We start from the raw sequence: 13,356 nt of genomic DNA on the forward strand, positions 1-13,356 counted from the left end.
CCTTATGCTAGTAAGGTGAAATACTATTTTTGGAGGGAATACATTTGAAAAAAGCGTTAAAGCAAATGATGGGTTCAGGAATGGCAGTCTCCTTATTAGCTCTAAGTCTAACAGGTACAGTATCCGCGGCAGATTCAGTAACACCGTCAGCAGAACCGGCAGCTCCTAGCAAAAATTTGATCGTTCTCATTGGCGATGGGATGGGGCCGGCTGAAGTAACAGCTGCTCGTTATTATGCAAAGAAATTCCTCAATAAAGATCATTTGGAGCTTGATGGCGGTTATTACGTAGGCAAAGCAAGTACATATTCCCAAGCAAGTCCTTACACAACGGAGTCAGGTGCTGTAACGGATTCAGCAGCAGCAGCGACCGCTTTTTCGACAGGAAATAAAACGTACAACAACGCGATCAGTGTATCTAACGGTGATGTAGCTAAGCCTTTCGCTTCAATTATTGAAGCTGCGATGAAGCAAGGTAAAGCAACAGGTTTAGTAACAACAGACAACATTACAGGAGCAACTCCAGCGGTATGGGCAGCCCATGTTCGTCAACGCAGCAACCAGAACGCGATTGCTTCGCAATATTTGAACAGTGGCGTCAATGTTTTCTTTGGAGGCGGTAAGGTCAATTTCACAACGAAAGAAGACAAAGGGAAGCGTACCGACAAAAATATCATTCCTGATTTTCAAGCAAAAGGGTACCTAACGGCTTTTGATAAGAAAGGCTTAGATGCAATCCCTGTAACAGCAGGTAAGGCGCTTGGACTATTCGCAGATGCCGAAATTCCTTACGTACTTGACCGTACGGATACGGTTCCTAGCTTACCGCAATTATCACAAAAAGCACTCGATATTTTATCCCAAAATAAAAATGGCTTCGTCTTAATGGTAGAACAAGGCCGTATTGACCACGCTGGTCATGCCAACGATCTTCCTGCGAACATTCAAGAAATGCTAGAGCTGGATGCTACGTTCAAAACACTCGTGGATTTTGCTAAAAAAGACGGGAATACCTCCGTTGTCGTTACGGCGGATCATGAGACAGGCGGGTTGTCACTTGCAAGAGACAATGTCTATGAACTGAATGTTGATTTGTTTAACAAAGAAAAGCATTCTTATGAGTATTTGGATGGTATGTTGAAAAAGGCGCAAACGTCTAGTGACATTCGTAAAATTGTTGCTGACAACATGGGCATCACGGATCTGTCCGATGACGAAGTACAATTGATTTTGAATGGCGATGGGTCGTCCTACGGTCGTGGCGGCGGTTATAACGCGGTCGTGTCGAAGCGTCTTGCGGTTGGCTGGACGGGGCACGGTCATACGGGTGTTGACGTCGGTGTTTGGGCTTACGGTCCGATTGCTGCACTTGTAAAAGGCGATGTAGACAACACGGATATTGCTAAAAGTGGTGCAAAAGTGATTGGCGCTGATTTGACGGCGGCAACGAAAGAGTTACAAGACAAATATAGTTATCCGCTCTTTAAAGTGACACGAGATAACAAAACGTTATTCACAGCAAGATCCTTTGCGGAGTCATTGGGCATACAAGTAGCTTGGGATGAAGCCGCTCGTACAGTTACGCTTACGAAAGAAAGTCAAAAAGTTTCCATTCTTGTCTCAACTGGAGCGGTTACAGTGAATGGTGCAGTAAGCGCATGGGTTGGCAACATCGATAACGGTAAACTGTATTTGCCGCTTGAAGCCTTTAACCAACTGACCGGAAAAAGTTTCACGTGGGATGCCTTTAACGAGCGTATCGTAAAAAATTAATGATAGGAGCAGGCGGACATGGGGATCTCCTTCCCTGTGTCCTCTTTTCTTTTGGAATCGAATGGAAGCGAGGGGGGTTCGCATGATCAAACTGCAGGGAATATCGAAATCTTTCCGACTGCATGGCCAAAGCTTGCCTATCTTACAGGTAGCGGAGTGGCAGATTCAAAAAGGCGAAAGAATTGCGCTGATGGGAGCGAGCGGCTGTGGGAAAAGCACGTTATTACATCTGCTTAGCGGTGTTATAACGGCAGATACGGGCGAGATATGGGTGTCTGGTCACCCCGTTCATCTTCTCACCGAAAGTAAACGAGATCGCTTCCGTGCGGAGAATATCGGTTATATTTTTCAGGACTTCCATCTCATATCTTCGCAAACCGTTAGGCAAAACGTCGAATTGATCTTGCCTCGCACCTGGACGAAGCGGGAGAGAGCGAAGAAGCTCGATGATTGGTTCGAACGTGTAGGCTTGCAGGATCGTGGGCAGCATCTTCCTTCTCAATTATCTCGAGGTCAACAGCAAAGAGCCGCTATCGTTCGGGCGTTAATTACAAAGCCTCCACTTCTCTTAGCGGATGAGCCGACAGGCAGCTTGGATTGGGAGACGGCGAGTGAACTGATGTCATTGCTGCTTGAAATTTGCAGGGAAGAGCAATTGACCTTGCTGACGGTCACACATGATCGACATATCGCTGAGATGTTTCCAAAACGCGTATATTTGCAAGAACTGAATGATTTACTTAGGAGTGTACCGATATGAAAGTAATTTCCTTGCTCTGGAGCCAAATATGGCATCGCAAAACCTTGTCACTGTTGACAGTCTGCTCTGTGGCAATAACAGCAGCACTCGTTGTTTTCCTTCTGTTATGTAGTCAAAGTGTCGAGCAAGGAGCTCAAAAAGGCTACGGTCCCTTCGAAGTCACCATAGGTGCTAAAGGCAGCGCTTCACAGCTTGCACTTAATACCTACTACCATATTGGTGCGCCTACAGGCAATATCCCTCTTACGATTTTAGAAGATGTACATAAAAATGAGTTTATGGAGTCGGCTTACGCCATGACCACGGGAGATAATTACAATGGTTTTCCGATTATCGGTATGGAACCCGGATATTTCTTAACACGCTATGGCGCAGACAAACAAATGGCTCATGGGAAGTTGTACGGAAATTTAGGGGAGACCATCGTTGGCTCCTATGTGGCGAGCTCACTTGGTCTACATGTAGGAGACACTTTTGTTGGTGCACACGGGCTTATTAAAGGTGTGGACGAGGAGAAGGAAACTGACGACGGTAAGGGCTCAGAGGAAGCGGAACACCACCATGCCTTAACCTATACGGTAGTGGGGATATTGCCGCCATTACACACTTCGGATGATCGCGCAGTTTTTTCAACCTTAGACTATGCGTGGGCTGTTCATGCAAGTCAGCAAGATGGAGCACGAGATATTACAGCGATTGTCGTTAAACCGAAATCACTCTTGGGCGCACAGGCGATCAAAACGACGTTCGCACAATACAACAATGTGCAGGCGGTCTATACGAGCAAAGCCATTGCTGATGTGTTAAATGTCGTTGATCAAGGAACACAGGCGGTGAAGTTCGTTACCGTAATATGCATTTTGCTCGCTGCGGGATCGATTCTATTATCGCTGATTGCAGCGGTACATGAACGCAAACGCGATGTAGCATTGCTTCGTCTAATAGGGAAATCGAAGCAGTTCATTTGGTTTTCACTGATCGGGGAAGGCGTCATATTAACCTTGATTGGCTTAGTGTTGGGGCTTGTTCTCGGACATGTTGGAGGTTATGCTAGCCGAGATGCGGTTTTTGCAAATACAGGTCTACAAATACAGGCAGGGTCTTTCATACCAGGAGAGTTGCTACTTGTCGTCGTTACTTTGCTGATCGCCGTTGTGGCGTCCATTGGACCTGCGATTCAAGCATACCGAGTTGATCCCCTGCAATTATTCCGCTCTTGAGGTGACATTAGGATGACAAATAGATATAAAATATCAGGTCTGAGCTTGTTTGCCATGTTCGTTATCATTTCGGGTTGTGGTCAAAAGGAGATTGAGATGACGGGTCAGTCTTTCGGAAGTATCGAATCGAATGTGGAAGCTGTCGTATCTTCAACACCGAGCAGCAGTGGGTCCCCCATGGAGACGCCTTACCAAGCACCTATTGCAACTCCAAGCCCAAGTGTTGCTGTTCAAGAAATTGCTTCATCGTCTACTTTTGTGCCGTCACCTCCACCAGTGCCTTCCCCAGCGAAAATCGAATCCAAACCGACGGAGCCTGCCGCAACCGCAACCGCAACCGCAACCGCAACCGCAACCGCAACACCTAAATCGAAACAAACCCAACTGTCCTCTGAGATTAAATGGGCTGAGTTTTTCGATACGGTTAAGCAAGACACACCTTCCAACAAGTTTTGGGACATGAACGGGAAGACTGTCCAGATCAAAGGCTTTATGGGGGAAGTTCTCTCCTTTGATAAACATTGGTTTCTACTGATTCCGCAGCCTGGTGCAGAGTGTCCTTTCGATAATGGCGATGAGACGTACTGGAATAAGATCATGATTGTTTACGTACCTGATGCTATCAAACTGCGATACACCTCTGGTCCACTATTGATCACAGGGAAGCTAGATGTAGGGATAAAGCTTGATGAATCAGGCTATAAAACGATGTTTCGTTTATATGAGGCTTCATTTGAAAAAATAAAGGAATAAACCTAATTGAGCTATTGCATAAAATAGTGTCGGTCCGCAAATGATAAACGGGGCTTTCATTTAAGAATTCACGGTTACAGGAGGCATGGGTACATGAATCAGAAGCAAAATAACCAAAATCAGAGCAACCTGCCAGTTGCTAAGCAAGAAGACGTTGAATTTTCAGCCGAAATAGCGGATAAGGATGACTTCGAAGCTGCGCAGCGCGCGCAAGCGGCGGATGACCGACAGGAAGATCAGTAATGGGTGAAAGAGGGATTCTTGCCTATTTTCATTCCCCCGAACAAGCTGAAGGCGTTGCTTCCAAGTTGAAAGCCTTGCGAGCAGTGGATGTGCAGGTTGACCGCTTTACGAATGATATCGGCAGTGGTTTTGAGAGTGCAATGGCCGATAGTATGATAAGTCAAGATCATGAGATCGATGCGGTTGGACTAGATATTGTACTAGCAGCTGTGATCGATGAGGGGATCTATGAGCAAGCCGTCCGTGTGATTGAAACTGCAGGTGGCATGATGTAACGAAGAAGCACCTGTTCCAATGGACCTCTTGTGTAGGGTCGATGGGACAGGTGCTTTTAACTATAAAACACTTATTCAACGCTCATCAATTTGACGAGCTTATCAGGTTGGTTTGTTATGATGCTCGAAACACCAAGGGCAAGCATTCGCCTCATCGTCCTCGTGTCATTGACAGTCCAGACATACACCTCTTTATGGTGATCTTCGGCTAACCGCATGAAGTCTTCATTAACAAGCGGGTGCGCTGCAGATATAACTTCATAGTCAGAGCTTTTCATAAGCTCATCAAGTCCATCGGTCTTTTGGCCAACGATTAGGCCAGTTTTAATCGAGGAATTAAGCGCTTTCACCTCATGGAGCAGCTTGGCATCAAAGGAGGTTACGGTACACTCTTTAACAAAATCATGCGATTGAATGAGATCAACTGTTTTCTGAGCAAGTTGAACGGCGTGGCCGTTATTTTTCATTTCGATGTTCAGCTTGAGATGGCCTTTGGCGAGTGTAATCACTTCGTCTAAGGTTGGGACATGCTCATCTATGAAATCTTTGTGAAACCAACTTCCTGCACTTGCATTTTTAAGCTCATTCGAGGTGATTTCCCACATATTTTTGTTAATACCTGTCGTCCTATAGGCGTTGTCATCATGCATGAGCATAACGACACCATCTGCGGTTTCTTGAACATCCAGCTCGGCAAATCCTGCATGATCTTGGATGGCTCGATGAAAAGCAGCTAAGGTATTCTCAGGCGCGTCTTCAGAGCTTCCGCGATGTGCCGTAACCTGACTGTAGTTATCAGCAAGCATAGTAGAGGTTGTAAGGGGGGCGATCAGTGCCATTGCAAGGAAAACAGGTAGGACCATGAGTGTTTTGCGCATAAGATGTCTCCGTTCGTACAATAAATAATATGATGACTGTTTCAATGTAGCATGAACTTATTAGGAAGTTGTTAGGAATTAAAAAAATAGCGCTTACATTGATGACTTCATTTTACCCCAGAAGCGAAGTGTAGTACAATGTTCTTTGGTGAAAATAGACCAATTGGTTAGATTTACATAAGGAATAACCGACAGGAGGAGCCATACAGATGCTTTGGCAGGAATTAACTGTACATACAACAGAAGAAGCGATAGAAATGATAACCAATTTTGTTCATGAATTAGGTGCTGGGGGTGTTTCCATTGAGGAATCAGGTACCTTAAATAAAGAGAGAGATACTTCGTTTGGTCAATTATACGAAGAGCCATTTAACGATATCCCTGAGGGAAGAGCCGTGATCAAAGGTTACTTCTACCATGGTACAGACATGGAGCCTGTGCTGGCTAACTTGAAAGCATCGGTTGAACAATTGGCAGAATTTGATATTGATACGGGGAACCCAACCTTTGAAGTTGTCGAAGTCGATGATGAAGACTGGGCACATGCGTGGAAAACGTATTTCAAACCGATTCGTGTATCCGATCGCTTAACGATTAAACCGACATGGGAAGACTACACGGCATCTGAGGGTGAAATCATCCTGGAGTTAGATCCAGGCATGGCATTCGGAACGGGGACACATGCAACGACATCGCTTTGTTTGAAAACATTGGAGAAAGTAATGAAGCCTGGAGACGATGTCATTGATGTGGGAACCGGCTCAGGTATTCTTTCCATCGCAGCAGCTAAGCTTGGGGCGAAGCATGTACTTGCCGTAGATCTAGATCCCGTAGCTGTTACGAGTGCATTGGATAATACGAAGCAGAACCAACTCGAAGATAAAATTACAGTGAAACTTAGCGATCTTCTTGGCGTACTAAAAGAAAGCGAGTCCGAAGGGGACGCGGGGCTAGGTGTTACGATTCCCGTACAACTCGTAGTTGCGAATATTTTGGCTGAGGTCATTGTCATGTTCGTTGATGACGTGTACGAGGTGTTGCAGCAAGGCGGTTATTACATAACTTCAGGTATCATTACGAACAAAGAAGCGGATGTAGAAAAAGCACTGATTGCAGCTAAATTCACGATCGTAGAGAAAAACTATGATTCGAATTGGGTTGTGATCGTAGCTAGAAAGCTGTAGGTGTTGGCTCATGGGAGGCTTATTATTTTACGATTGGAGCACGCTGCCGTTTGTGATTTTGGTGCTTGTGCTCTCGTTTACGATTCACGAGTGGGCGCATGCGTATAGCGCCTATAAATTAGGAGATTCTACGGCATATCAGTTTGGCCGCGTTTCTTTGAACCCGATGGTCCATCTGGACCTATTCGGGACAATTATGCTATTGATTGCCGGCTTTGGTTGGGCGAAGCCAGTTCCAGTAAACCGTGGTAATTTCAAACGACCTCGCTTGTTTGGGATTATTGTGACCGCGGCGGGACCGCTTAGTAATTTGATTTTGGCCTTTATTACATTATTTATTTTTGCGCTATTCTCGAAATATGGATGGATAGATGGGATGTCCAAGGGCAGTGGAGATGCGATTGTTCTGTTCTTGAAGCTTATGTTGAACATTAATATTACACTATTTCTGTTTAACTTGATTCCAATTCCACCTCTTGACGGATATCGGATTATTCAAGATTTGGTAAACCTTAGATACACGGAGACGCTTCAAAAGTTTGAACAGTGGTCATCGGTGATATTCCTATTGGTCGTCTTTATCAGACCTTTGCGTCAAGTTACATTAGATCCGTATTTACGACTAGGCGATGACATAATCAACCAGTTTGCAATTGTGATAACTAGCATATTGGGCATGTAGCCTCTAACCAGACAGTTCCATATGGATTTTCAGGTTCAAACGAGGTATGATGATGTGTGGAAGTTACACGTCAGACGTAGAGTTATTTGAATGAAGTTCAAATGAACGTAGATAGAGAGGCTTTGACTATGCAACGTTATTTTTTACCGATTGAGCAGTTCCATGCTGCTACACAAACAGTCACCATTGAGGGAGACGACGCTCATCATCTGGGTCGTGTCATGCGTGCAGAGGTAGGCGATAAGGTCATCTGCAGCAATGGTGTGGACCGCGAGGTGCTCGTTCGAATCACGCAGTTAGACAAGGGATCCGTTACCGCAGAAATCGTGGAGGAGCTAGCCATGGACGCGGAAGCGGCTGTTGACGTGTGGATTGCGCAGAGCTTGCCCAAAGGCGATAAGATGGAGCTTATTATCCAAAAAGGGACCGAGATCGGGGCAGCCCGGTTTCTTCCTTTTTTATCGGAACGTACGATTGTGCAATATGATGCGAAAAAAGAAGCTAAGCGCACAGAGCGCTGGCAGAAAATCGCTAAGGAAGCAGCAGAGCAAGCCCATCGCAACCGTGTTCCGCAGATTGAAGCCGTCTACTCGTGGAAGCAACTGCTGCAACGAGCGAAGGAAGCGGATGTCGCTTGGATTTGTTATGAGAAGGAAGACGGTCAGCAGCTGAAGCCTGCCATTCAGGCAGCGTTAGCGACAGGCCAATTAGGAGCAGGTAAGAAAGTATTGATTGCGGTTGGCCCCGAAGGTGGATTCACAGAGCAAGAAATTAAGCAAGCTGAAGAGGCTGGCTTTCGCTCGGTTTCGCTGGGGAATCGCATTTTACGGACAGAGACGGCTGCAATGGTTGGTCTTACATGTCTGTTTTATGAAACCGGAGAAATGGGAGGATAAGCAAAATGGCAACGGTAGCGTTTCATACACTGGGATGTAAAGTAAACTTTTATGATACAGAGGCAATTTGGCAGCTATTCAAAAATGAGGGCTATGAACAGGTTGATTTCGAAAATACGGCTGATGTCTATGTGATTAATACATGTACGGTAACCAACACAGGGGATAAGAAAAGTCGCCAAATGATTCGTCGCGCGATTCGTCGTAATCCTGAAGCAATTGTTGCTGTAACAGGTTGTTATGCGCAAACGTCACCAGCTGAAATTATGGCAATTCCAGGTGTGGATATGGTCATTGGGACGCAGGATCGTGAGAAGATCATTCCGCTAGTAAAACAATTTGAGTCGGATCGTCAACCGATTAATGCGGTTAGAAACATCATGAAAACGCGCACTTTCGAAGAATTGGACGTGCCTGATTTTGCGGATCGTACGCGAGCATTTCTGAAAATTCAAGAAGGTTGTAACAACTTCTGTACCTTCTGCATTATTCCTTGGTCACGCGGGCTCATGCGCAGTCGTGAGCCGCTAAGTGTTATTGCGCAAGCAGAGCAGCTCGTTGCTGCTGGCTATCAGGAAATCGTACTCACAGGTATTCATACTGGTGGCTATGGTGAAGATATTGAGGACTACAGCTTAGCGAAGTTGTTGAAGGATTTGGATAAAGTCGAAGGCTTGAAGCGCATTCGGATTTCCTCCATTGAAGCTAGCCAAATTACGGATGAAGTGATTGAAGTTCTCAAATCCTCGGACAAAATGTGCCGTCATCTGCACATTCCGTTGCAAGCGGGCGATGATCAGGTGCTTGCGCGGATGCGCCGGAAATACACGACTGCTGAGTTCGCTCGTAAAATTGAGCGCCTTCACGAGATTATGCCAGATGTTGCGATCACGACGGATGTTATCGTTGGTTTCCCTGGCGAGACAGAAGAGATGTTCCGTGATGGATACAAGTTCATGGAGCAAATGAAGTTCTCCGAAATGCACGTTTTCCCTTATTCTAAGCGGACAGGTACACCTGCTGCGCGGATGGAGGATCAAGTGGATGAAGAAATCAAAAATGTGCGTGTTCACGAACTCATTGATCTTTCCGAGAAAATGCAATTGGCATATGCTCAGAAATTTATTGGGCAGGTCTTGGAAGTCATACCAGAGCGCACATACAAAGGTGCTCCTGATAGCGGTTTGTATAGTGGTTATTCCGATAACTATGTTCAGTTAGTTTTTGAAGGCTCAGAAGAAATGATCGGTCAAGTGTGCCGTGTGAAAGTAACAGAAGCTGGTGTGAATGAAAGCAAGGGGCAGCTCGTGCGCATTCTTGAAGGCGTAGTGAATTTGTAAGTAAAGAGTTAAGACAATTACTCACCTCTACTCGTGGTCGTTCCTTTTGAATGACTGCGTTAGAGGTTTTCTCGATTACATAGGAGTCAGTACGAATGGATTGTAATTACTAAATTTAGATGAGGTGCTTCGAAAATGACATTAAACGCGAAAGAAATTGCTAGCTATATCGACCATACCTTACTGAAAGCAGATGCGAGCACAGCTGCGATTCACAAATTGTGTGAGGAAGCTGCTCAACATCAATTTTTCAGTGTATGTGTGAATTCACAATTTGTAGCAACAGCTGCCAAAGCTTTGGAAGGAACGGGTGTTAAGGTTGCTGCTGTGGTTGGTTTTCCGCTTGGTGCGAGCTTGAGTGAAGTGAAAGCCTTTGAAGCAGCTAAGGCTGTAGAGAACGGTGCAGCTGAAATTGATACGGTATTGCCTATTGGTTTGCTTTTGGAAGGACAATTGGATGCGGTTCGTTCAGATATTAAGCAAGTTGTGGATTCGGTAAAAGGTAAAGCCATCGTCAAAGTGATCATGGAAACGGGTTTCCTCAATGACGAACAAAAAGCGACAGCTTGCCGTCTTTCAGAAGAAGCTGGTGCTCATTTTGTGAAGACTTCGACAGGCTTTGGTCCTGGTGGAGCAACAGTTGAAGACGTTCGTTTGATGCGCCAAAACGTATCCAGCACAATCGGCGTGAAAGCATCTGGCGGCGTACGTGATGTTGAGACGGCAATTGCGATGATTGAAGCTGGCGCGACGAGATTAGGGACGAGCTCAGGCGTAGCTATTGTGAACGGAACTCAAGGCGCTTCCACATACTAAGATAGCAGAGTGGCAAGGCGACAAGGGACCCAACGATATTGAAAATAGTTTGAGAACGGGCAATCTGTGAAGCGGCGTCGTCCGCAAGTAGTGTTGAAAGACTAACGAGCACATGGATAAAAGGGTAAAAGAGGATCGCGCCTCCCACATTCAGCAGCACATGTGACCAGGCGACGTATCGCCCGGCGCGTGAGCTGCTCATGCCGGCGATCAACGCGGTGACACAGGTGCCGACATTGGCACCAATCGTAATCGCAACCCCGAGCTCGACAGGAATGCCTCCGCCAGCGGCGAGACCCATCGCCATCGCGATGACGGCGGCGCTGCTATGCACGAGCGCGGTCACCGCTGCACCTGCGATGATTCCCCAGAGCAGGCTCGATTGCGCCTGGTGAACGAACCAGGTGAACAGACCGCGGGACTGCAGCGCAGGCCCGATGGTTTGCATGACCTCGATGCCGAGCAGCACGAGCGAGAAGCCAGCCGCCGCGAGCGAGCCGTAGCGGACGCTGCGCACCCATTGACGACCGCCGTGTGGAGCGGCGGTCTGCGGTGGTGTTGCCGCCGCGGCCGGCTGCGCGGCGGTGAGAGCGCGTGGTCCGCTTGCCTGAGGCAGCGGCCCGGCTAACCAGCTCGCCAGCCAGACGCTGGCGCTGGCGATCAGGATCGGCACGCCGATGCCACCCAAGCTGAGCCCGATCAGCTCAGTGGTGAGGCACGTGCCGATGTTCGTTCCGAGAATCACGCCTAGTGTTCTCGGGAAGGACAGGACGCCGGCGCCGACGAGGCCGATGGCGATAACCGTGATCGCGGTGCTGCTCTGGAGCGCCGCTGTTAGCACTGTGCCGGTGAGGAGACCGCGCAACGGTGTTCGGGTAAACCGCTCCAGCCACAGCTGGAGGCGGGGGCCAGCCCAGGTTTGAAGCGAGGTCTCCATGAGCTTCATCCCAAGCAGAAATAAGATAAAGCCTGTGACAACAGGCAGTATAATAGCATGAATCATGAAAGGATCTCCTTTTCGTGAGCGTACGACGTTTTCAACCAATATATGTGACCGTACAGACAAGCATGACAAGCCAGATGGTATAGGTGAACGGTTTCACGCAAAGGACGGCTAAAAAACATGGCAGTAGTATTTTTACATAAGAAACGCAAACCCCGCTTGGAGCAAGGACATCCATGGGTGTATAAGACTGAAATTGAGCGCACGGATAGTGACATTGTACCTGGACAGCTTGTTTCCGTTCAAAACCATCTCGGCAAGTATCTAGCAACGGGTTATTACAACGAAGCTTCTCAACTAACGGTACGTATTGTATCGTATAGCCCGATTGAGGCGATGACGACGGACTTTTTCGTAGAGCGTTTTACGCGTTGTTTCCTACATCGTCAGCGTTTTGTGAAAGGAGCTCAGTCATTTCGCTTGGTGTATGGGGAAGCCGATTTCTTGCCAGGATTGATTGTTGATAAATTCGAGAACACGCTTGTTGTTCAGCTTTTAACCTTGGGGATGGACCGCTGTAGAGACAATATCGTGGAAGCTCTGGTACAAGTCATGAAGCCGGCAGGGATTTATGAGCGTAGTGACGTTCCCATTCGTGAGCTGGAAGGTCTGAAACAGACGAAAGGCCTTCTATATGGAGATTGTGCGAAGCATGTTGATATCTTAGAAAATGGACTTCGTATCCGTGTTGATATTGAGGAAGGTCAGAAGACGGGTTATTTCTTCGACCAACGTGAGAATCGCGCTGCGATCGCGCCTCTGATGACAGGCTGGGGTCACCGCAGCGGCATTAATTTAACGGAAATTGAAGAGAATGGCGTAATGCAAATGCTTCCTGTAAACGCAAATGGGAAAGTAGTGACGTTCCCTCTATGGGACGGTGCCTCTGTGCTGGAATGCTTCTCTCATACAGGGAGCTTCACATTGAATGCTTGTCAATTCGGCGCGAAAAAAGTAACATGTCTCGATATTTCTGAGCATGCCATCGAAAGCGCACGTACGAATGTTGCTCTGAATGGATTCGAGGATCGTGTCGAATTCGTTGTCGCGGACGCCTTTGAGTACTTGCGTACGCAAGTGAAAGGCTTGGATGAGCGTAAGCTGCGCTCTTCGGCAGGCGCTGCAGGACAAGCTAAAGTAGACACCTCAAAGCCTGTTGGTACCGGTGGACGGACTTGGGATGTCGTTATTCTCGATCCTCCTGCCTTCGCTAAGACGAAAAGTGCAGTTGAAGGTGCTTGTCGCGGCTATAAGGATATCAATTTGCATGGTATGAAGCTAGTGAATGAAGGCGGCTATCTCGTCACAGCAAGCTGTTCCTATCATATGCATCCTGAATTGTTCCTTGAAACGATTCATGCGGCGGCTACAGATGCGGGTAAATTGCTGCGCTTGATTGAGTTCCGTGGAGCAGGGATGGACCACCCGCGCATTCTAGGCGTAGATGAAGGTCATTATTTGAAATTTGCGATTTTTGAAGTGCGAAGCAAATAAACCGTTAAAAAAGCAAAGCTAGTTAATCCGGCTTTGCTTT

Annotated in this window: 14 protein-coding genes; 12 read left to right on the forward strand and 2 right to left on the reverse strand. The window is 47.0% G+C overall.

Annotated features, from left to right (window positions below; translation table 11 throughout):
* Nucleotides 1-44 precede the first annotated feature (44 nt).
* From AC1DVJ_RS15970 to AC1DVJ_RS15995, 6 genes are all read left to right on the forward strand, one after another.
* Nucleotides 45-1,772 carry an alkaline phosphatase gene (locus AC1DVJ_RS15970; protein ID WP_477592224.1) on the forward strand — a complete coding sequence of 576 codons (1,728 nt, stop codon included), beginning with the start codon at nt 45-47 and terminating at the stop codon, nt 1,770-1,772.
* A gap of 82 nt (nt 1,773-1,854) precedes the next feature.
* A complete protein-coding gene (locus tag AC1DVJ_RS15975; RefSeq protein ID WP_477592225.1) occupies nt 1,855-2,532 on the forward strand; it encodes an ABC transporter ATP-binding protein in 678 nt (225 codons plus the stop codon).
* Nucleotides 2,529-3,752, forward strand: coding sequence for an ABC transporter permease (locus tag AC1DVJ_RS15980; protein WP_477592226.1), 1,224 nt, complete (start codon nt 2,529-2,531; stop codon nt 3,750-3,752). Before AC1DVJ_RS15975 ends, AC1DVJ_RS15980 begins: the two co-directional genes overlap by 4 nt.
* Before the next feature lie 12 nt (nt 3,753-3,764).
* Entirely contained in the window at nt 3,765-4,505 is a 741-nt protein-coding gene (locus tag AC1DVJ_RS15985; RefSeq protein WP_477592227.1) for a hypothetical protein, read from the forward strand.
* A gap of 66 nt (nt 4,506-4,571) precedes the next feature.
* Nucleotides 4,572-4,748 (forward strand): YfhD family protein, encoded by a 177-nt coding sequence (locus AC1DVJ_RS15990; RefSeq protein WP_477592255.1) that lies wholly within the window; start codon nt 4,572-4,574, stop codon nt 4,746-4,748.
* Nucleotides 4,748-5,023: a hypothetical protein gene (locus AC1DVJ_RS15995; protein ID WP_477592228.1), complete on the forward strand. Its 276-nt coding sequence runs from the start codon at nt 4,748-4,750 to the stop codon at nt 5,021-5,023. The genes AC1DVJ_RS15990 and AC1DVJ_RS15995 overlap by 1 nt, the downstream gene beginning before the upstream one ends.
* A 71-nt stretch (nt 5,024-5,094) precedes the next feature.
* Here the strand turns inward: AC1DVJ_RS15995 and AC1DVJ_RS16000 are convergent, their stop codons facing one another.
* Nucleotides 5,095-5,901: a glycerophosphodiester phosphodiesterase gene (locus AC1DVJ_RS16000; protein ID WP_477592229.1), complete on the reverse strand. Its 807-nt coding sequence runs from the start codon at nt 5,899-5,901 to the stop codon at nt 5,095-5,097.
* Between the two features lie 209 nt (nt 5,902-6,110).
* On the opposite strand from AC1DVJ_RS16000, the gene prmA reads away from it, so the two are divergent.
* The 5 genes from prmA (at nt 6,111) to deoC (ending at nt 10,819) form a co-directional block, all read left to right on the forward strand.
* Nucleotides 6,111-7,085: a 50S ribosomal protein L11 methyltransferase gene (prmA, locus tag AC1DVJ_RS16005; RefSeq protein WP_477592230.1), complete on the forward strand. Its 975-nt coding sequence runs from the start codon at nt 6,111-6,113 to the stop codon at nt 7,083-7,085.
* A 10-nt stretch (nt 7,086-7,095) separates the two neighbouring features.
* Complete coding sequence (locus tag AC1DVJ_RS16010) at nt 7,096-7,767, forward strand: site-2 protease family protein (RefSeq protein WP_477592231.1); 672 nt, start codon at nt 7,096-7,098, stop codon at nt 7,765-7,767.
* A 128-nt stretch (nt 7,768-7,895) separates the two neighbouring features.
* Nucleotides 7,896-8,663 (forward strand): 16S rRNA (uracil(1498)-N(3))-methyltransferase, encoded by a 768-nt coding sequence (locus AC1DVJ_RS16015; protein ID WP_477592232.1) that lies wholly within the window; start codon nt 7,896-7,898, stop codon nt 8,661-8,663.
* A gap of 5 nt (nt 8,664-8,668) precedes the next feature.
* Complete coding sequence (gene mtaB, locus AC1DVJ_RS16020; RefSeq protein ID WP_477592233.1) at nt 8,669-10,003, forward strand: tRNA (N(6)-L-threonylcarbamoyladenosine(37)-C(2))-methylthiotransferase MtaB; 1,335 nt, start codon at nt 8,669-8,671, stop codon at nt 10,001-10,003.
* A gap of 135 nt (nt 10,004-10,138) precedes the next feature.
* On the forward strand, nt 10,139-10,819 hold the full coding sequence (gene deoC, locus AC1DVJ_RS16025) for a deoxyribose-phosphate aldolase (RefSeq protein WP_477592234.1): 681 nt from the start codon (nt 10,139-10,141) through the stop codon (nt 10,817-10,819).
* Here the strand turns inward: deoC and AC1DVJ_RS16030 are convergent.
* Nucleotides 10,782-11,822: a Na/Pi cotransporter family protein gene (locus tag AC1DVJ_RS16030; protein ID WP_477592235.1), complete on the reverse strand. Its 1,041-nt coding sequence runs from the start codon at nt 11,820-11,822 to the stop codon at nt 10,782-10,784. The two genes, deoC and AC1DVJ_RS16030, sit on opposite strands and share 38 nt — an antisense overlap.
* 120 nt (nt 11,823-11,942) lie before the next feature.
* On the opposite strand from AC1DVJ_RS16030, the gene AC1DVJ_RS16035 reads away from it, so the two are divergent.
* Entirely contained in the window at nt 11,943-13,316 is a 1,374-nt protein-coding gene (locus tag AC1DVJ_RS16035; RefSeq protein WP_477592236.1) for a class I SAM-dependent rRNA methyltransferase, read from the forward strand.
* Nucleotides 13,317-13,356: the final 40 nt, after the last annotated feature.

The sequence above is a fragment of the Paenibacillus sp. P4_A9 genome, from assembly GCF_056402415.1.